A 17,341-nucleotide genomic window follows, 5' to 3' on the forward strand; every position below is an offset into this window, starting at 1 on the left:
CGAGCAGCAGCCGGACATTCGCGCGGGCAAGGCCGCTCAGGTTCTCGTCGGCGATGGCACCCGTGATGCGGTGTCCGATCGGCCCCCAGGCATGGGCGGGCGTGGCGAGGGCGAGCGAAAGGGTGAGCGGGATGAGTTTGCGCATGAGCGTTTCATAGAGCAGGAGACGACGCTTGAAACCCCATTCGCCGATGGTTCGGGCGCGCTGCCTTTATCGATATCGCTCACAAGCGGATTGGGGATGGAATGCCGGCTCGCCGTGACCGGCATAGATGTCCGCCAGGAGCCACGATCGTTCGGCGTCCATGGCGTCCTCGGGAATGGTCTTCGACCAGAAGCGCATCGCCGGGTCCCAGCGATAGCCGCGTGCCTTGAGGGCATCCTTGCCCTCGAATGGAGCATCCACTGCGTTCACGCGAAAGCTCGGCCGCTGCGACTGGGCCACAAGCTTGGCCATGATGGTTTCACCATCAGGCGCGGCATGGCCAAGGAGGTAGATCAGCGCGAGGATGTCGTTCTCGGCGCGGTGCCCCTCGAAGAACCATCCGCACTGCGAAACCAGGTATCCCAGGGCCTTCCCGTCGAAGCCGAGTTCCAGCCAGTCGACCTCCGCCATCGAACAGGCCCAGGCGCGCCCCGCGATTGTCGGAAGCCGCCGATCGACGAAGGGCCGGTCGAAGGCGGCATTGTGTGCGACGATGAGGTCGGCAGATGCCAGAATGTCGGTGGCTTCCGCCTCGTCGATCGCCTGACCCGCGAGGGCCTCGTCGGACAGGCCGGTGAGACGGGCGATCCTGGGGTCAAGTGGCTGCTGCGGATCCTCGCGCCAGAGCCGGGGTGTGCCGACCTGGACAATCCGGCCAAGCTCATCGAAGCGAAAGCGCTGGACGGCAAGTTCGATGATCTTGTCGGTTTCCCGGTCGAGACCTGTCGTTTCGACGTCGAGGGCGAGACCAATGCGTGTCTTCCCGTGCGGCGGTCCTGCATATAGCCGGTTCACTGGAAGCAGGCGCCGAAGCACCCGAAAGTCCGGATGGGCTTCGAGAGCGCGGGCAGCTTCGGACAAGGCGTTGGAAGCGAAAGACGTCATCGCCCGCCTGATAGTCGCGGCGCGCTGCCGGGGAAAGCGTGCGCCGGGAAGGGCCGAGAAAATGGCGCGCCCGTTCTGCCCGGGTGAGACGCGAAAGGTCGATCAGTGAAAATCGTGACTGCGGATCGGCACGAGATCATCCGGATCCTTGCCCGGCCCGTAGCCTGGCGAGCCCAGCGTCCTGCCGCGAGGCCAGGATGGATCGCGTGGATCGGGACCGCCGCCGTTACTGGCGCCGTCACCGCGTCCTGGCGTCACGGAGAAGTCGCTGTGGGCAATCGAGCGGAGCATGTCGTCGTGGTTGATGATGCGGTCGCAAATCACGTGGATGATCTCGCCCTCCTTCTGCAGGCGGCCGCGCATTGCGATCATCGAGGCGGACATGATCTGCCGCCGGTAGATCTCGAACTTGTCGGGCCACAGGATGCCGTTGGCGATGCCGGTCTCGTCCTCGATCGTCACGAACAGCACGCCCTTGGCCGAGCCGGGGCGCTGGCGCACGAGGATTACCCCGGCAACCTCGATGTTGCGGCCATCGCGGATCGCGCCGAGATCTGCGCAGCGCACGATGCGCATGGCATCGAGCTGCGAGCGCAGGAACTGGAGCGGGTGCCCGCGAAGCGACATCTGTAGCGAGCGATAATCCTCGACTACTTCATGGCCCTCGCTCATCTCCCGCAAGGTCACGTCCTGCTCTACGTTCTCCGGCCTGAAACGCGCTTCGCGCTCGTCGGCCGCCGCAAAGAGCGGGAGCGGCGCGTCCCCTAGACCTTTCACCTTCCAAAGGCCCTGCCGGCGATCTTGCGCGATACTGGAAAAGGCATCGGCCTCGGCAAGCCGCTCGATCGCCGCGCGCGGCACCCCGGCGCGGCGCCATACTTCCTCGATGGTTCCGAACGGGGCAGGGCCGCGTGCGGCGACGATCGCGGCGCCATGGACATTGGCGAGGCCGCGCACCTGGCGAAAGCCGAGGCGCACCGCGAGGTATTTGCCGCGGCCGGGTTCGAGCGAACAGTCCCAGTGGCTGTGGTTGATCGAGACGGGACGTACCTCGACGCCGTGGGCTCTCGCATCGCGCACGATCTGCGCGGGTGCGTAGAAGCCCATCGGCTGGGCGTTGAGCAGGGCGGCGCAGAACACGTCAGGATGATGGTGTTTCATCCAGCAGCTGGCATAGGCGATCTTGGCGAAAGAGGCCGCATGGCTTTCTGGAAAACCGTAGGATCCGAAGCCCTCGATCTGCTTGAAGGTACGCTCGGCGAAGTCCTTGGGGTAGCCGCGCGCGACCATGCCGCCCACCAGCTTGTCGTAGAAGTGGCTGACCCCGCCAGTCAGCTTGAAGGTCGCCATCGCGCGGCGCAGCTGGTCGGCTTCGACCGGCGTGAAGCCGGCGCCGACGATCGCGACCTTCATTGCCTGCTCCTGGAACAGCGGCACGCCCAGCGTCTTTTCCAGCACCGCGCGCAGTTCGGCCTTCGGATACTCGGGGGTCTCCTTGCCTTCGCGCCGCCGCAGGTAGGGGTGGACCATGTCGCCCTGAATGGGACCCGGTCGCACGATCGCGACCTCGATGACGAGGTCGTAGAATTTGTCGGGCTTGATGCGCGGCAACATCGACATCTGCGCGCGGCTCTCGATCTGGAACACGCCCAGCGTGTCGGCTTTCTGGATCATTGCGTAGACGTCCGGGTCGTCATCCTGCAGGTCGGCCATTCCTACCCGGACGCCCTTGTGGGTCTCGAGCAAATGGAAGGCGCGGTTCATGCAGCCGAGCATCCCGAGGCCCAGCACATCGACTTTCATGAATTTCAGTGCATCGATGTCGTCCTTGTCCCACTCGATGATCTGGCGATCCTCCATGCGCGCCGGCTCGATCGGAACGAGGTCGTCGAGCCGTTCCTGCGTCAGCACGAAGCCGCCGGGGTGCTGCGAAAGATGCCGAGGTGTCCCGATCAGCTGGCGCGACAATTCCAGGGTCAGGCGCAGGCGATGGTCGTCGGCGTTGAGATTGAGACTTTCGATCTGTTCGTTGCTGATCCCGTCTATCGACCAGCCCCATACAAGACCCGTGAGCATCTTGGTGAGATCGCGCGGCAGCCCCAGCGCCTTGCCCACTTCGGCGACCGCGCCTCGCGTGCGGTAGCGGGTGACGACGGCGGTCAGCGCCGAGCGATGGCGACCGTAAGTTTCATAGATCCACTGGATGATCTCCTCGCGCCGCTCGTGCTCGAAATCGACGTCGATGTCGGGCGGCTCCTTGCGCTCGCCCGAGACGAAACGCTCGAACAGGAGTTCGTGTTTGATCGGATCGATCGAGGTGATGCCCAGCACGAAGCACACGCAGCTGTTGGCGGCCGAGCCGCGGCCCTGGCACAGGATGCCGCGCCGCCGGCTTTCCGCGACGATCGCGTGGACGGTCAGGAAGTAGGGGGCATAGCCCAGCTGGGCGATCAGCCGCAGTTCGTGGTCGATCTGCTTGCGGTAGGCTTTGCCCAGCCCTTGCGGAAACATGCGCGCCGCCGCTTCCTCGGTCAGGGCGGCAAGTGCCTGCTGCGCGGTGCGGCCGGCCATCACCTCCTCGTAGGGATACTGGTACTGGATTTCGCCCAGGTCGAAACGACACTGCGCGGCAATGTCGGCGCTGGCCTGGATGGCATCGGGGAAGACGGCGAAGCGGCGCTCCATTTCCTCCGGCGACTTGAGGTTGCGGTCCATGAACCTCTCGCGCCTGAAGCCCAGGGCATCGATCGTGGTCTTCTCGCGGATGGCGGTCATCACGTCCTGCAGCGGGCGCAGTTCGGGTTGATGGTAAAGCACGTCGCCGGTCGCGACGCAGCGGATGCCGGCCTTGCGGGCGAGAGCATCGAGACCGTGAAGCCGGCCCTGGTCGCCCGGCCTCCGGCGCAGCGATAGTGCGCAGTACCCGCGATCGCCGAAGGCGGCGCGCAGGTCCTGGAAGTAGGCCGCGGTCCGTGCGTCCGGCATGTCCGGAAGCAGGATAGCGACCAGCCCTTGGCAACTCGCGGCTATGTCGTTCCATGTAAGGATGCACTTGCCCTTGCCGCCGCGGCCCTTGCCCAGCGAAAGCAGGCGCGTGAGGCGCGACCAGGCGGGGCGATCGGTGGGGTAGAGAAGCATCGCGCGGCCATCGGCCAGTTCGATGCGCGAGCCCGCGATCATGCGTACGCCCGTCTCCTTCTGCCCGGCCCATCCGCGCACGATCCCGGCCACCGTGTCATGATCGGCAAGGCCAAGCGCAGTGTGGCCAAACGTGGCTGCTGCTGCGAACAGTTCCTCGGGCGCCGAAGCACCGCGCAGGAACGAGAAGTGGCTGGTGACCTGCAGTTCGACGTAGGTCGCCATCAGCCGAACACACCGTGGAGATACCAGGTGAGATCGCCGGTCGGTGCATCGACGCCGTCTCCGCGCCGGAATAGCCAGAAGCGCTCTCCGCCTCCAGTCTCGACCATGAAATAGTCGCGCACAGCCCACATTTCGCGGGAGCAGCGCCACCATTCGCCATGGATGCGCTCAGGGCCTTCGCCAGCCGACACCCGGTATGGCGTGCCGCGCCACGAGAAGCGACGCGGAGGATGATCGGGTAGCAGGGCGACCACGTTGGTGAGCAGTTCAGGCCGATGCAGCAGGCGAACCGGTCGGCGCCAGGCAGGCCAGCCGGCTGTCGTCGCAAGCGGCGGCGTGCGGCGAACCGCGCGCTCAGGCACGTCGCTCTCGATCGCGCTGACCCGGAACAGCGCCTCTTCGCCAGCCCGGCCCGCCAGTTGGTCGATGAGCGGCGCGACATCAGGCGTGTGCTGGGTGCCCAGGAGTCCGCACCCGAGCGCGACCGGCTGCAGGTCCTCGACGCGCGGCGCGGCAAGCTTCATCACCTCGATGCCAAGCCCGGCGTCGATCCGCTCGACACGCATGGCGAACATGCGTGCGAGATGCTTTGCATCTCGGGTGGCGCGCGCGGTGCCCACGGCGATGCGCTGGTCGATCCCGTCCACCCGCCGGCAAGTCAGCACTGCGGTGCGCAAGCCCAGCCGGCGGCCTTGCAGTTCGTGCACGAGGTCGGTGAGAAGATCGCCGATTACATGGTTGATGGCCTCGGCGGTGACGATTGGTTCGAGCAGCCGGCGCTCGGCGCGAGGCTCCTCGAACGCAGCCACCGGAACGATCGGCTCGGCAACAAGGCCTCGCGCCTGGTCAAGCCGCTCGACGGCCTTCAGCCCAAGCCTCTTGGCGAGGGGGCCACGCGGCATCGCATAGAGGTCGCCGATGCGTTCCAGCCCGAAACGGCCTGCCGTTGCCAGAGTGTCGGCGGCCAGGCGCAGGGCGGCCAGCGGCAGGTCGGCGATTGCCTGCGCCTCGCTGCGTGGAGGCAGGATAATCACGGTGTGGCCTCCGAAACGGGCAAGCGCATGCGCGGCGCCCGGCGTTGCGGCGATGGCGATGCGCGCGGTAAAGCCCAGGCGATCCAAAAAACGCAGAACCCGGCGGCAGAAGCGATCCTCGCCGCCGAAGAGATGCGTGGTTCCGGTGAGATCGAGCCAGAGGCCATCGGCATCGCAGGCACTTGCGGTCGGTGTCCAGTGCCGGACGGCGTGAAGCGCCAGCCGGTCGAGCCAGGCCGCGTCTGCAGTTCGGTCTGCGCCGCGCACGTCGAGGTCGCTTATGAGTGCGCGTGCGTGGGCGGCGGCCATGCCGGGACGCAGGCCGAGGTCGAGCGCGACCGGGCAAGCGGCGGTCACGATGTCGCGTTGCCCACTGCGCGCGATGAGGACCAGGGGCCTGGCCCAGAGATGGTACTGGCGATGCGCCGCGTGCACCGGCCACGGCCTGCCGGCCGGTCCACCGTCATCACAAGCCATGGCCCTGAAGGGATGATCGGCGGTTTCGCTGCGTCGCCCCATCTCGCGCATCGTCGGTCGCTGATGGGCCGGCAGTGCGTCGATATCGGCCTGCGCCGAGGCGAGGCCAAGCGCACCTTGCGCCCAGCGCGCGCCGGGTCGCCATCCGCCGCCGCGCGGCACCGAGCAGGCACCGGGGTCGTCGTCAATGGCTTGCGAAAAGCGCGGGACCAGCGCGGCCGCGTCAAGCGGCGCGGATGGACGCTCCAACCGGCGTAGTCGCTCGATCGGCAACTGCGGCAGGTAGAGCGAGGCAACCCTGGTCATCGCAGGCCTCGACAAGAAGGGAAAAGGGATTGCCGCCGCGCTGGCGGACAAGTTCGATCGTCCATTGCCCCCGGCCGATGCCCGCGTGGGGTAGCGCGGTGGAAGGCGCCGCTGCGATGCTCCAGCGCGTCATTGCGGCGGACGGCTGAGCCAGCGGGCTGCGCTCGCGCGAACGATGCCGCCGGTAGAGAAGCATCGGGGTTTTCCCGTCGGACGCAGCCAGCTGCAGGCGCCGGGTGGCGGTCTGGTCGGCGGCTTTGACCTCGGCGATGACGCAGGCCAGCGATCCGTCGCGCAAAGCATCTTCAGCCAGTGCAAGGACTTCGGAATCCTTCCTACCCTGGGCATAGAGCACGTTGCCGGGGCCGAGCCCGACCTGTTCGAGGCCCGGAGCATACAGGTCGAAGCGGCTAAGCGCCCACAGCACGGTCATGCCCTGGCAGGCAGCAAAGCGCGCGGCGAGCCCCGCGGCAAACAGGGTGGCGGCAGCATCGTCGCTCCAGCTGGCACTGGCGCCCGCGATCTCGTGAAGCGCGGCGCCATCGAGGCCGCCGCCTGCAAGGCGCGTATCGATTTGCGGCAGGCCGAACGGGAGCACCGGACCACGCGCCGCCTGCACTTGCGCGATCTGGGCACGCAGTGCGGCAAGGTGCTCGGCAGGCAGCCGGGAGGAAAGGGCGGTTTGCAGGATCATTGGCAACAGCGACTCATGTGTTCGCTATATGTTCCATTCCGGCAACCGCTGCGTCAAGGTATCGACCCATGAAAACCAGGCAGATGCTCGTTAAGCAACGGGTTGAAAAAGAAAAAGAATTTTCCGCAAGGCCGATATGTGCATTAGTGCCCTAAAGGACCGGAAGGTACTCAAGGGCTGTTGGCGGGGGCATTTCCCTCGCGGTTCCCGCTCGGTCGTGGGACGCGGCACTGTTGGGGACAAAGCGCTTGCTGGCCAAGAGCCAGGCTCCGTTCCTGGCACCTACATTGCGCTCTGTTGCGACCACGGGTACCACAGCACGGTCGATCCTGATGTCCCGCGTCTTATCATGCCCGTAACACGCTCGAAGCGGGCGGATTGCGGCTGCAGGACAGTGTCAGGCCTGTGTACGCGTGGGCTCGGCAAATCCGCTGGGCCGCGCGACTTTCTGCTTTTCTGCCGCCCGCCGGTCGGTGTAGCGCTTGTAAGCATAGCCGCCTGCAACTGCGGTAATGAGGCCGAGAGGGCCGAGGCGGCGTAGCACCATCGGCGCTGCAAAGCCGAGCAACGTACCTCCCGTGCCGCTCACCCCCTGGACGTGCTTTGCCGCCTTGTTTCCTGCGATTGCGCCGATGACCTTGCCAAACATGGGAATTCTCCTTGTGTGTGTTATGCAAGAGACGGCACCGAGAATGGTTCCGCGCCCGATGATGTGCGACCACTTCGGACGCCGGATGAGTTTCACATATCCACAGGCTGTGGACAAAGCGGCATCAAGGCGCGTTGAGCGTGAGTGTACGGCTTTGAACGCGGCTTCGGCTGTTCCATGGTGGAAGGCCGCGAAGCTCGAAAGCAGCACAGCTTGCGGACCATCGACATCGACAGGACGAACTTCTCATGAACAACAGCGATCTCGCCGACGCCATCGCCAGCGATCACGGCATTGCCAAAGCCGACGCCCGCAAGATTGTCGATGCCGTCTTCGAGGCCATCGGCAGCGCGGCTGCCAAGGGCGAGGAAGTCTCGCTCAACGGCTTTGGCAAGTTCAAGGTCAAGGACAGCCCCGAGCGTGAAGGCCGCAACCCAGCAACCGGCGAGGCAATGACCATCAAGGCTTCGAAGAAGCTGACCTTCACGGTCGCCAAGGCGGTCAAGGACAAGCTCAACGGCTGATGTAATACGGTGGCGGCACCGAGCCGAGCTCGGCGCCGCCACCATGCACAATTACCCTGACCAGTTTGCGAGGCCGAGCGGCATGATCGTGCGGATAACAGTGGGCAGCCACGCTGATCTTCTTGAATGGGCGGCTCTGCGCAGGGCGCTCTGGCCAGATGGCTCGGAAGCAGAGCACCACGAAGACCTGGTTCAACTGACGGCGGAGCCACAGCCTTTCATTGGCTTCCTGGCACGCGATCAACGCGGGGCGCTTGTCGGATTTGCGGAAGCCGCGCTGCGTGCCGAATACGTCAACGGCTGCGAAACTTCACCGGTGGCTTTCCTCGAAGGGCTATACGTTTTGGAAGAATGCCGGCGACAAGGCATTGGGCGCGGCTTGGTGGACGCCGTGGAAGCCTGGGCACGCAGCATGGGCTGCGCTGAACTCGCCTCGGATGCCATGTTGGACAACACCGTGTCGCATGCGATGCATGCAGCGCTGAAATTCGAGGAAACCGAGCGGGTGGTGTATTTTCGCAAGCTCCTGACGCCGATGCCGCCGTTCAGCTGAGCTGCTCCAGACGAGGCTTCGGATGTCCATTGCGCTTTCTCCGCAGCTTGTTCACCGTGTTATCAACAGGCTGCACATCTAAGGAGCGTGCAGCGCAGATGGGACATTGAGGCTGATCGGGTGCCGCCTTGCCCGGAGAACCCTTGAAAGCAAGTGAGACCGTGGCCGCAATCCGACGACAGGGATATCGGCTGGCCGATAGCCTCACAGGACCATGCTCCGTTGACGCACTATTGTAGTCGAGCGCGCTTCGGATCGAGGTGTTCGCTACATTTATCCTTGAAAAGCCCTGCAATCGCGTTGATCCAACACAAATTGCCACACTGGCAATAGCTCAACGCCGCCGTCACAAATCCGAGAGGTGCAAATCGATGCCTGACACCGAACCGACTTCCGATATTGCGGCACTCACCGTTCAACTTCTGAGCGCGTATCTCGCCAACAATACGGTCAGTGCCGATGATCTTCCCGGCCTCATTCGCTCGACGCGGGCCGCTCTCGTTGAAGACAGCGCCCCTGCGCAAGCGGAACCCGAAGCACCGACCTACACGCCTGCGGTTTCAGTGCGCAAGAGCCTGGCGTCGGCGGATCACATTCTTAGCCTCATCGACGGCAAACCTTACAAGACGCTCAAACGTCACCTGGCGAGCAACGGGCTCACCCCGGAACAATATCGCGAGCGCTACAATCTGCCTGCGAGCTATCCCATGATCGCGCCGTCTTTCGCGGCGCGGCGCCGCGAGATCGCCGAAAAGATCGGATTGGGCAATCGCAAGGCGGCTGCTGGCAGTTCGGCTACGTCGAGCCCCGCATCCGCCGACGTAAGCGCAGAACTGAGCCCATCAAGTAAACCCGCATCAGGAACGGTAAAGCCCAAGCCCGCTGCAAAGACAGCGTCCGCGGCCACGCCAAAGCCGAAACAACGCAAAGCTGCGTCAAGAACTGATGCGCCGCAGGCACCCGCTTCCGCGGTCGCCGCCCCTTCCGCCAAGCCCGTGAAGAAGCCGGCGAAGGCTGCGGCGGAGCCGGATCCGGTTGCGCCAGAGGGGCCTAAGGCACCAAAGGCTCGGAAAGCACTCGCGAAATCCCCCTCTGCCGGGGCTGAAACGGGAACCATTCCAGCGGTCGAGGTGGCTCCGGACACTGCTGAGCCGGAGACTGCTGCGGCAAAGGTCGAAACCGCTGCTGCTGCCTCTGCCGAAACGAGGACGCCAGAAGAAGCTGCGACCAGCCCGGGGACAACGAGGAAGCAGCCGGTAAAGCGCATGGCACGGACACCCAAGCCGTCGATAACGTCGGCTGGTTCCGTGCCAGTGGCGCAAGAAACTCCCGCTGTGGCCGAAAAGCCGAAGCGCCGACGCAAGCTCGGCCTGTTCGGAAACGAGGCCGCTGAGGCAACCACTGCGGTTGAAACGACCGCGCCCGCCATCGCGGAGGCTAAACCGCGCCGCAAGCGTCAGGTCGTGAAGGCCAGGTAAAGCTGTCGGACCCACCACTCTGCCGCGTGAGGCGGCAGAGTGGTATCGGCAGAGTGGGACCGGCACGTTGGCGCTCCCTGCCGGACAGCTCCACACTGCCGACGATCCAATGGTGGTCCCTGGTCGCCAACCGATAACGGCGCACTGAAGCCGTTATCCATTCTCGCCACTACGCGCCTCCAGGCCTGACGGAGCTGCGCGCCTTGCAGGGGCATTGGCCCGCCATACAACGCCGTATCCTCGTCATGTGCCGAAAACGTTCCTATCTGTCCGGGCACGTGAAGCTGATCGAAGGAACGCCTGAGAGTGCCCCAGCAGTTGAAGATCGATTTCGTGTCCGATGTGGCCTGTCCCTGGTGCGTCATCGGACTGAAGGGCCTGGAAGCCGCCCTTGAGCGGCTCGAGGGAGAAGTCACTGCCGAGATCCATTTCCAGCCGTTCGAACTGAATCCGAACATGGGGAGCGAGGGGCAAAACCTGCGTGAGCACATTGCCCAGAAGTACGGATCCACGCCCGAACAGTCGGCCGCGAGCAGGGCGGTGCTTCAGGAGCGCGCCGCAAGCGTCGGCTTCACGATTGCGATGAACGACGAGAGCCGGATCTACAATACGTTCGACGCGCATAGGCTGCTGCATTGGGCGGGAGAACAGGGCCGCCAATCCGAACTCAAGCACGCGCTGTTCGAGGCGTACTTCACCCAGGGCGCCAATGTCTCGCGCCATGAGGTACTGCTGGACGTGGTGGCTCGGGTGGGCCTCGATACGTCGCGCGCGGCGGAAATCCTCGGCGGAGACGAGTTCGCCGTGGCAGTCCGTGATGACGAGGAACTCTGGCGCTCGCGAGGGATTTCGAGCGTCCCGGCGATCATCATCGACGAGAAGTACCTTGTGTCGGGCGGCCAGCCGGTCGAGGTGTTCGAGGACGTGCTGAAAAAGATCGCCGCCGGACGGGCCGCAGTTACTCAATAGCCTGGACTGCACACCTTGATGCAGGCGGATGGTCATTACCGTTGCGCTTGCGACACGACTGGCTCCGTCCGGGTAAAGTCGATGAAGGCCCTGAGAGGAGGCGGAAGCTAGCGGCGGCCGGAATAATAGAGCATCGGCCCCGAGAACGGCTCGTCCCATTCGTCGAGTATCCGTTCCAGCGCCCCTGACTGCACGGCCGGCCCGAGCCAGTCCTCGAACAGCCGTACGACGCCGAGGCCCGCCATCGCCGTCTCGACCAGCAGGTCGCACGCCGATCCGGGCTGGATAAGCAGAGGGCCGGGCGGGTCGAGGCTGATCACTTCGTCGCCGCGCTCGAACTCCCAGGTGGCCCTTGCGCCGCTGGAGAAGCGCAAGCGCAGGCAGGCGTGGTCGAGGAGGTCGCGGGGATGTGCGGGGCGGCCATGGAGATCGAGATAGGCCGGAGCCGCCGCCGTGATTATCCGCTGCGACCGTGGCCCGATCGGTACGGCGATCATGTCCTGCTCCAGCCGTTCTTCATAGCGAATGCCGGCGTCGGCCCCGGAAGCGAGGATATCGACGAAGCTGTCTTCCACGATTACTTCCACCCGGATCTGGGGATGCGCCTTCAGGAATGGCGGCAGGATGCCGGGAAGGACGGTTCTGGCGACGTTCGCCGGGACGTTGAGCCGCAGGGTGCCGGCCGGCTGGTCGGTCTCGGCATGGACGGCGTCGAGTGCGGCATCGATCTCGGTGAGGGCGGGAGACAGGCGCTCGAACAGCCGGGTCCCCGCTTCGGTGGTCGAGATGCTGCGCGTCGTGCGGTGCAGCAGACGGGCGCCCAGCCGCGCCTCCAGCCGCCGAAGCGCTTCGCTGAGACCGGATGCGGAAACGCCCGACATCCGTGCTGCCTCCCGAAAACCGCCTGCGCGGGCCACGGCCACGAAAGCCGATAGATCGTCGAGTTCAGTCGCCATTGTGCAGATTCTCGTACAGCCTGTGCCGAGCCGCACGGCTTATCGATCGTTGGCGACAAGTCCATATGCCTGATCGCACCTTCACAGGAGACTTGCGCATGACCGATCTTGCACCCGCGAAGACCTTTCAACTCGGCGACCGTACCGTCAACCGGATGGGCTACGGTGCCATGCAGCTTGCAGGGCCCGGCGTGTTCGGCCCACCGCGCGATCGCGCTGTCGCGATTGCGGTCCTGCGCGCTGCAGTAGAGGCCGGGGTCAACCATATCGACACGAGCGACTTCTACGGACCGCACGTGACCAACCAGATCATCTGCGAGGCCCTGCACCCTTACGCTGATGATCTGGTCATCGTGACCAAGGTGGGCGCGGTTCGCGGCGACGATGCCTCGTGGCTCCCGGCGCAGAGCCCGGCTGAACTCACGCGGGCGGTGCACGACAACCTGCGCAATCTGGGACTGGAGCAGCTCGAAGTCGTCAACCTGAGGCTGATGGGCGATGTCCACGCGCCGAGCGAAGGGTCGCTGGAAGCACAGTTCGCCGCACTTGCCGAGTTGCGCGAGCAAGGACTGATCCGGCATCTCGGACTCAGCAACGTCACCCCTGCGCAAGTGACCGAGGCGCAGAAGATTGCGCCGGTAGTCTGCGTCCAGAACCAGTACAATCTCGTCCACCGCGCCGACGACACCCTGGTCAAAGAACTGGCCGCCCAGGGGATCGCCTATGTCCCGTTCTTCCCGCTGGGCGGGTTCAGCCCGATCCAGTCGGATGCGCTGTCCCGGATCGCGGCGCGGCTCGAAGCCAGCCCGTTGCAGGTTGCGCTGGCGTGGTTGCTGGCACGTTCGCCCAACCTGCTCCTGATCCCCGGCACCTCGAGCGTCGCACATCTGACCGAAAACCTGGCGGCAGAAAGGCTGCGCCTGTCGCAGGATGTTCTCGACGAGATGGATGTCATAGCGGGCACATGAAATCTGCCGCTGTTCGAGGGTGAAGTACGCTGAAAGGTCGGAGTGCGCGGTTTAGCCGATGACCGTCCGGGCGAATGCGGCAGCTGCCTCGAGGCCATCCTGCCCGACGCTGTGGCCAAGCCCCGGCGAGACGTGCATCTCGACCGGCACGCTGGCTGCCGTGAGTGCAGCGTTGGCCAGGTCCATCGAGCGGAACGGCACCACTTCGTCGTCGGTGCCGTGGATCAGCAGCACTGGCGGGCGGCTGCGGATATCGATCTCCAGTTGATCCGGCGCGACGAGCATGCCCGAGATGCCGACGATCCCGGCGACAGTTTCGGTCCGGCGCAATCCGACGTGGAGCGCCATCATCGTGCCCTGGCTGAAGCCGGCAAGCAGCAGGCGGTTGCTGGGCAGCCCGGCAGCTTCGAGCTCCGCAGTGAGGAAGGCATCGAGCATCGGCGCCGCAGCGGCGGCACCGGCGGCACGTTCCGTCATCGAGAAGGTCTCGATCGGCCACCACTGGTAAGCGGCGGCCATGCGGGGGATTTGCGAGGGTGCATTCGGAGCCACGAAGGCGGCATTCGGCAAGGCGGGCTGAATCATGCTTGCAAGCGAAATGAGGTCCTCGCCGTTGGAGCCATAGCCATGGAGGAGGACTACCAGAGCATCGGGGGCATTGCCGGAGAACGGGGCGAGGCGGGGGCCGTCGAGCATCAGGATATTCCTTCTGGATTGTTTGGGGCGCGTGGTCGTGCGCCCAGAGGCTTCGGTTGAAACACACTGCGTGGCGTTCCCGTTCTGGCGGCCGCAAGCTGGCGTGCGAGATCGATGAATGCCTTGAACGCGGCAGAACGCGCCCTGCGGCCGGGATAGTAGCGGCACAGCGGCGCGAGCGGCAGACCGGCCTACTGTATGTGCGCTCGTCCCGGATACGCCTCCGTGAAGCAGCTGATATCCATGGCTTCATGTCCAAGCTGATAGAGCGGAGTGTCGCATGCGGGAAGGGCGGTGGGTACTAGGGGCAGGGGTAAGGTTCAGCCTCGCGAAACGAAGACAGGTTGGCGCTTCTCAAGGAACGCCGCAAATGCTTCCCTGGCCTCGGGCGATTGCATTGCACTGCGGAAAAGACCTGCTTCTTCCTCGATGCGCGCAGCGACAGCGGCCTGATCGCCTTTCATAAGCCGCCGCGTGGCAAGAAGGGCCTCCGGTGGCTTGGCGGTCAAAAGCCGAGCCTTGCTCCTGGCATGGTCGAGAAGCCCATCGGCCGGAACGATGCCGGTGATTAGCCCAGACTTGTCCGCGCCTTGCGCATCCATCGGCTCACCCAGCAGCAGCATCGATGCCGCCTTGGCATACCCAAGCGTAGCGGGTGCAAGCAGGCTTGATCCGGCTTCCGGAACAATTCCGAGGTTGACGAACGGCATGACGAACCGGGCGTCCGGGGCCGCGTAAACGAGATCGCAGTGGAACAGCAGGGTCGTTCCGACGCCCACGGCAAGGCCCTGGACCGCAGCGACGATCGGCTTCTGGAACATGGCTATAGCCCGGATGAAATCGAAGGCGGCGGCGGCGCCTTCCGGGCCGGATACGAAATCGGCCAGGTCGTTCCCGGCACAGAAGGCGTCGCCCGTTCCATGGATGAGCACCGCGCGAACATCGCTTCGGTGAGAGGCGTCGGCGAGGGCGCCCGTCATGATCCGGTACATGCCGCCGGTCAGGGCGTTCTTCTTCCCGGGGCGATCAATCTCGATTTCCAGGATGTGGCGGTCGTTGGTCACTTTGACGAAGTCCGTCATGTGCCTTTCCTCCCCATGGTTTGAGTAAAATTATGAACCAGCCGGGTCGATATTCAGGCCTGGTCGAGCGCCTGAGACAGATCCGCGACGATATCGCGTTCGTTCTCGATCCCGATGGACAGGCGGACCGTGGACTGCAGGACGCCGATCCGGTCCCGGATTTCCACGGACACGCCGGAATGGGTGGTCGTGGCCGGGTGGCTCGCCAGCGATTTCGGGCCTCCCAAGCTGACCGCGAGCTTGAAGATTTGAAGGGCGTTGCGGCGCAGGTCAACCGTGCGTCGCGCGATGCCTTTGAAAATCTGATGGTGCTCGCAATCGACCAAGTCTGCAGCCTTGTCGTGCTCGCAGGCGATATCTTCGATGGCGATTTGCGGAACTTCGAAAGCGGCCTCTTCTTCATCGCGCCGCCGCCAAGCACGTTCGACGGGTTGCGGGTCGGCGTTTCCGAGACGATCACAAGTCTGAAGGCTATCGAGCCCGACGAGGTCGATTCCTTCATCGGAGGCGATGTCCGCTTCACTTTCGGGGCATGGCCATCGAGAGCGTCATGGGCAGCTTCGAGCGTTGGCACTCCGGCGAGTTCGGCGCCAAGCCGGGTCAGGATATCCTCTGCATCGAGTTCGATGATCAGGCTGTCTCGACGAGCATCACCGATCGTCCGGACAGCAGGTATGCCGGCGGCGCATTCCGTGAATGATGCGGGGGCGCCGGAATCTCCACATACGGCCCCTGATGATTGCGCGGTACCGACACGTGACGCGCCGGAATGCGGAACCTGGTCCGCCCGCCGGCCGCGTGATAATGGATTTCGGAGGAGCCCCCCTGTTTGCCACGCGTCCCTCTTCGCGGATGATTTTTTCCGGAAATGGCTGTCGTCGCATCCGAGCCCTGGCCCGGGCGTTCGTCACCCATGGGATACTTCGAGCACATTTTTGTGGCCTTGGCCGTCCAGACGCTGGTCGGCCGAATTACCGGCAACTGGTGGGCCGCCGCGGCTTTGGCATCTGCGTACTTCATCGGCCGAGAACTGGCGCAGGCCGAATATCGCTGGATCGAGCGCTTCGGCGAGGGGCTGCGCGCCAACATGCCGTGGTGGGGACCGTTCGACAGGCGGGTCTGGACCACCCTCGACCAGTGGGTCGACTGGGTGGGCCCGCTGGCGGCAACTTGCAGCCTTGCCCTGTACTTGAGCCGCCGTTGAGGCCGGCTTTGTCGCTGCAAACGAATTGGGCCGGACCGACACCAAAGCGTCGATCCAGCCCAACGCCGGTGCGGCGTTACCGCGTCCTGCTTACTTGAAGCGTACGCCGATACCGCCCATCACCCGCTGACGACCGCTGTTGCCGTGGTAGTTGGAGTACACATACTGTGCGTTCACGTAGACAGGCAGACGACCGCCGGTAAGCGTGTATTCAGCCCCGCCGCCGACCTGGTAGCCATCCGCGCGGTAGTGATCGTAGACCAGCGTATTGCCAGCCGGACCTTCGATGCGCTTGCGCTGTTCGCCATTGACGTAGCCGGCCTTGCCGAAGACCAGGAACTGCGGGCTTACGAGGACGCCTGCACGCACGGCGGCGCCCCATTCCTCGAACGCTTTGTGGTCGATGCTGTTGCCACCGCCCAGTGCGGTCGTGTTCTCGTTACCGTTGCCAGGGCGCCAGAAACTGCCTTCAGCGCCGACGACAATCCGCTCGCCCAGCGTACCGTCGAAGCCGACGGTACCGCCATAGCCGAACTTGTCGTTATGATTGCCTTCGGACTGGAACCGGTCACCACCGAAGTTGCCTTCGACGCGGATCCCGCGGAACGAAGTGCCGTTCGACGCGACGACCGGGGTGTTATCCGCGCTGGCATCCTGCGCGATAGCGGGTTGCGACACTACGCCCGCTGCGATGGAGGCTGCGAGTGCGAGGGCGGCAATTTTCATAAAACTTCCTTTGGTATCTCAATCACCTGCGAAATGGCTGAGATTGGCATCGGGTTTCCGGAAAAACTCAGCGACCGGTTCGAATGCGACCGATCTGTGACGTTATTGCAACGATTGCGGCGTCGGATGTCTGCTATGCGCGGGCAGGGTGACGGCCTTGACCACTTATTGTCCCGGCGCCTTTTCCTTCGCGGCCCGGGAACGCCTGCGGCTCCGGCGACGCCTACCGACAGCCTCGGCCAGGAGGCACCGGAAGTCGTGGAAAGATGCTGGAAATGGTTGCGCTTGTACGCCAATGGAGCCCCCCGAATTCCAAACCGGCCCTCGTGAAACGCGGCCCCACTGACGAGTTGACGACTGGACATGAGCAAGAGTGAACGCGGCGGAGAGTTCGAAGCACCGGTTATCGAGGCAAGCCGCGGCTCCGTCGCCAGATTCATAGACTCTGCCAGGCGTCGTGGAACGATCACTGTCGACGAACTCAATCTCGCGCTTCCACAGGATCAGATGACCGCGGACCAGATCGAAGACGTCATGGCGGCGATCTCGGAGATGGGCATCAGGATCGTCGA

18 protein-coding genes and 1 pseudogene are annotated in these 17,341 nt (G+C 64.4%); 8 read left to right on the forward strand and 11 right to left on the reverse strand.

The window, feature by feature from the left end; genetic code table 11:
* From VMR39_RS07500 to VMR39_RS07525, 6 genes and pseudogenes are all read right to left on the reverse strand, one after another.
* A pseudogene (locus VMR39_RS07500) lies at nt 1–145 on the reverse strand (S1/P1 Nuclease); the annotation flags it as partial.
* Nucleotides 146–211: 66 nt separating this feature from the next.
* Nucleotides 212–1,090 (reverse strand): 3'-5' exonuclease, encoded by an 879-nt coding sequence (locus VMR39_RS07505; RefSeq protein ID WP_325415350.1) that lies wholly within the window; start codon nt 1,088–1,090, stop codon nt 212–214.
* 102 nt (nt 1,091–1,192) lie between these two features.
* Nucleotides 1,193–4,453 (reverse strand): error-prone DNA polymerase, encoded by a 3,261-nt coding sequence (locus VMR39_RS07510; protein ID WP_325415351.1) that lies wholly within the window; start codon nt 4,451–4,453, stop codon nt 1,193–1,195.
* Nucleotides 4,453–6,270 carry a DUF6504 family protein gene (locus VMR39_RS07515; protein ID WP_325415352.1) on the reverse strand — a complete coding sequence of 606 codons (1,818 nt, stop codon included), beginning with the start codon at nt 6,268–6,270 and terminating at the stop codon, nt 4,453–4,455. Before VMR39_RS07515 ends, VMR39_RS07510 begins: the two co-directional genes overlap by 1 nt.
* Nucleotides 6,188–6,964, reverse strand: coding sequence for a protein ImuA (locus tag VMR39_RS07520; RefSeq protein ID WP_325415353.1), 777 nt, complete (start codon nt 6,962–6,964; stop codon nt 6,188–6,190). The genes VMR39_RS07515 and VMR39_RS07520 overlap by 83 nt, the downstream gene beginning before the upstream one ends.
* Nucleotides 6,965–7,361: 397 nt before the next feature.
* On the reverse strand, nt 7,362–7,613 hold the full coding sequence (locus VMR39_RS07525; RefSeq protein ID WP_069707838.1) for a hypothetical protein: 252 nt from the start codon (nt 7,611–7,613) through the stop codon (nt 7,362–7,364).
* 248 nt (nt 7,614–7,861) lie between these two features.
* On the opposite strand from VMR39_RS07525, the gene VMR39_RS07530 reads away from it, so the two are divergent.
* The 4 genes from VMR39_RS07530 to VMR39_RS07545 all read left to right on the forward strand — a co-directional run bounded on the left by VMR39_RS07530 (nt 7,862) and on the right by VMR39_RS07545 (nt 11,137).
* On the forward strand, nt 7,862–8,137 hold the full coding sequence (locus VMR39_RS07530; protein WP_325415354.1) for an HU family DNA-binding protein: 276 nt from the start codon (nt 7,862–7,864) through the stop codon (nt 8,135–8,137).
* 82 nt (nt 8,138–8,219) lie between these two features.
* Complete coding sequence (gene aac(6') / locus VMR39_RS07535; RefSeq protein WP_325415355.1) at nt 8,220–8,690, forward strand: aminoglycoside 6'-N-acetyltransferase; 471 nt, start codon at nt 8,220–8,222, stop codon at nt 8,688–8,690.
* A 371-nt stretch (nt 8,691–9,061) separates the two neighbouring features.
* Entirely contained in the window at nt 9,062–10,168 is a 1,107-nt protein-coding gene (locus tag VMR39_RS07540; protein WP_325415356.1) for a MucR family transcriptional regulator, read from the forward strand.
* 306 nt (nt 10,169–10,474) lie between these two features.
* On the forward strand, nt 10,475–11,137 hold the full coding sequence (locus VMR39_RS07545) for a DsbA family oxidoreductase (RefSeq protein WP_325415357.1): 663 nt from the start codon (nt 10,475–10,477) through the stop codon (nt 11,135–11,137).
* Between the two features lie 107 nt (nt 11,138–11,244).
* On the opposite strand, the gene VMR39_RS07550 is transcribed toward VMR39_RS07545, so the two are convergent.
* Nucleotides 11,245–12,093: a LysR family transcriptional regulator gene (locus VMR39_RS07550; RefSeq protein WP_325415358.1), complete on the reverse strand. Its 849-nt coding sequence runs from the start codon at nt 12,091–12,093 to the stop codon at nt 11,245–11,247.
* Nucleotides 12,094–12,191: 98 nt separating this feature from the next.
* Here VMR39_RS07550 and VMR39_RS07555 point away from each other — a divergent pair, with 98 nt between their 5' ends.
* A complete protein-coding gene (locus VMR39_RS07555; RefSeq protein ID WP_325415359.1) occupies nt 12,192–13,061 on the forward strand; it encodes an aldo/keto reductase family oxidoreductase in 870 nt (289 codons plus the stop codon).
* 51 nt (nt 13,062–13,112) lie between these two features.
* On the opposite strand, the gene VMR39_RS07560 is transcribed toward VMR39_RS07555, so the two are convergent.
* The 3 genes from VMR39_RS07560 to VMR39_RS07570 all read right to left on the reverse strand — a co-directional run bounded on the left by VMR39_RS07560 (nt 13,113) and on the right by VMR39_RS07570 (nt 15,165).
* Entirely contained in the window at nt 13,113–13,757 is a 645-nt protein-coding gene (locus tag VMR39_RS07560) for an alpha/beta hydrolase (protein WP_325415360.1), read from the reverse strand.
* 320 nt (nt 13,758–14,077) lie between these two features.
* Nucleotides 14,078–14,839 carry an enoyl-CoA hydratase gene (locus VMR39_RS07565; protein WP_325415361.1) on the reverse strand — a complete coding sequence of 254 codons (762 nt, stop codon included), beginning with the start codon at nt 14,837–14,839 and terminating at the stop codon, nt 14,078–14,080.
* Nucleotides 14,840–14,892: 53 nt separating this feature from the next.
* The gene (locus VMR39_RS07570) at nt 14,893–15,165 is read right to left on the reverse strand and encodes a PLP-dependent transferase (protein ID WP_325415362.1); all 273 of its coding nucleotides are present in this window, start codon (nt 15,163–15,165) and stop codon (nt 14,893–14,895) included.
* A 224-nt stretch (nt 15,166–15,389) separates the two neighbouring features.
* Here VMR39_RS07570 and VMR39_RS07575 point away from each other — a divergent pair, with 224 nt between their 5' ends.
* Nucleotides 15,390–15,539 (forward strand): hypothetical protein, encoded by a 150-nt coding sequence (locus tag VMR39_RS07575; protein WP_325415363.1) that lies wholly within the window; start codon nt 15,390–15,392, stop codon nt 15,537–15,539.
* A 213-nt stretch (nt 15,540–15,752) separates the two neighbouring features.
* The gene (locus VMR39_RS07580) at nt 15,753–16,043 is read left to right on the forward strand and encodes a hypothetical protein (protein ID WP_325415364.1); all 291 of its coding nucleotides are present in this window, start codon (nt 15,753–15,755) and stop codon (nt 16,041–16,043) included.
* Between the two features lie 90 nt (nt 16,044–16,133).
* On the opposite strand, the gene VMR39_RS07585 is transcribed toward VMR39_RS07580, so the two are convergent.
* Entirely contained in the window at nt 16,134–16,769 is a 636-nt protein-coding gene (locus VMR39_RS07585) for a porin family protein (RefSeq protein WP_325415365.1), read from the reverse strand.
* Nucleotides 16,770–17,132: 363 nt separating this feature from the next.
* Between VMR39_RS07585 and VMR39_RS07590 the strand changes: the two genes are divergently transcribed.
* Nucleotides 17,133–17,341: RNA polymerase sigma factor region1.1 domain-containing protein (locus tag VMR39_RS07590; protein ID WP_325415366.1), on the forward strand; the 209-nt coding region annotated here is incomplete at its 3' end.

It is taken from the genome of Sphingobium sp. (assembly GCF_035511395.1).
Taxonomy (GTDB): Bacteria; Pseudomonadota; Alphaproteobacteria; order Sphingomonadales; family Sphingomonadaceae; genus Sphingobium.

What these genes read in the sequence shown, in the direction of transcription:
- VMR39_RS07505 (WP_325415350.1), bottom strand. Translation starts at nt 1,090, where the DNA reads ATGACGTCTTTCGCTTCCAACGCCTTGTCCGAAGCTGCCCGCGCTCTC.
- VMR39_RS07510 (WP_325415351.1), bottom strand. Translation starts at nt 4,453, where the DNA reads ATGGCGACCTACGTCGAACTGCAGGTCACCAGCCACTTCTCGTTCCTG.
- VMR39_RS07515 (WP_325415352.1), bottom strand. Translation starts at nt 6,270, where the DNA reads ATGACCAGGGTTGCCTCGCTCTACCTGCCGCAGTTGCCGATCGAGCGA.
- VMR39_RS07520 (WP_325415353.1), bottom strand. Translation starts at nt 6,964, where the DNA reads ATGATCCTGCAAACCGCCCTTTCCTCCCGGCTGCCTGCCGAGCACCTT.
- VMR39_RS07525 (WP_069707838.1), bottom strand. Translation starts at nt 7,613, where the DNA reads ATGTTTGGCAAGGTCATCGGCGCAATCGCAGGAAACAAGGCGGCAAAG.
- VMR39_RS07530 (WP_325415354.1), top strand. Translation starts at nt 7,862, where the DNA reads ATGAACAACAGCGATCTCGCCGACGCCATCGCCAGCGATCACGGCATT.
- VMR39_RS07540 (WP_325415356.1), top strand. Translation starts at nt 9,062, where the DNA reads ATGCCTGACACCGAACCGACTTCCGATATTGCGGCACTCACCGTTCAA.
- VMR39_RS07550 (WP_325415358.1), bottom strand. Translation starts at nt 12,093, where the DNA reads ATGGCGACTGAACTCGACGATCTATCGGCTTTCGTGGCCGTGGCCCGC.
- VMR39_RS07555 (WP_325415359.1), top strand. Translation starts at nt 12,192, where the DNA reads ATGACCGATCTTGCACCCGCGAAGACCTTTCAACTCGGCGACCGTACC.
- VMR39_RS07560 (WP_325415360.1), bottom strand. Translation starts at nt 13,757, where the DNA reads ATGCTCGACGGCCCCCGCCTCGCCCCGTTCTCCGGCAATGCCCCCGAT.
- VMR39_RS07565 (WP_325415361.1), bottom strand. Translation starts at nt 14,839, where the DNA reads ATGACGGACTTCGTCAAAGTGACCAACGACCGCCACATCCTGGAAATC.
- VMR39_RS07575 (WP_325415363.1), top strand. Translation starts at nt 15,390, where the DNA reads ATGGGCAGCTTCGAGCGTTGGCACTCCGGCGAGTTCGGCGCCAAGCCG.
- VMR39_RS07580 (WP_325415364.1), top strand. Translation starts at nt 15,753, where the DNA reads ATGGGATACTTCGAGCACATTTTTGTGGCCTTGGCCGTCCAGACGCTG.
- VMR39_RS07585 (WP_325415365.1), bottom strand. Translation starts at nt 16,769, where the DNA reads ATGAAAATTGCCGCCCTCGCACTCGCAGCCTCCATCGCAGCGGGCGTA.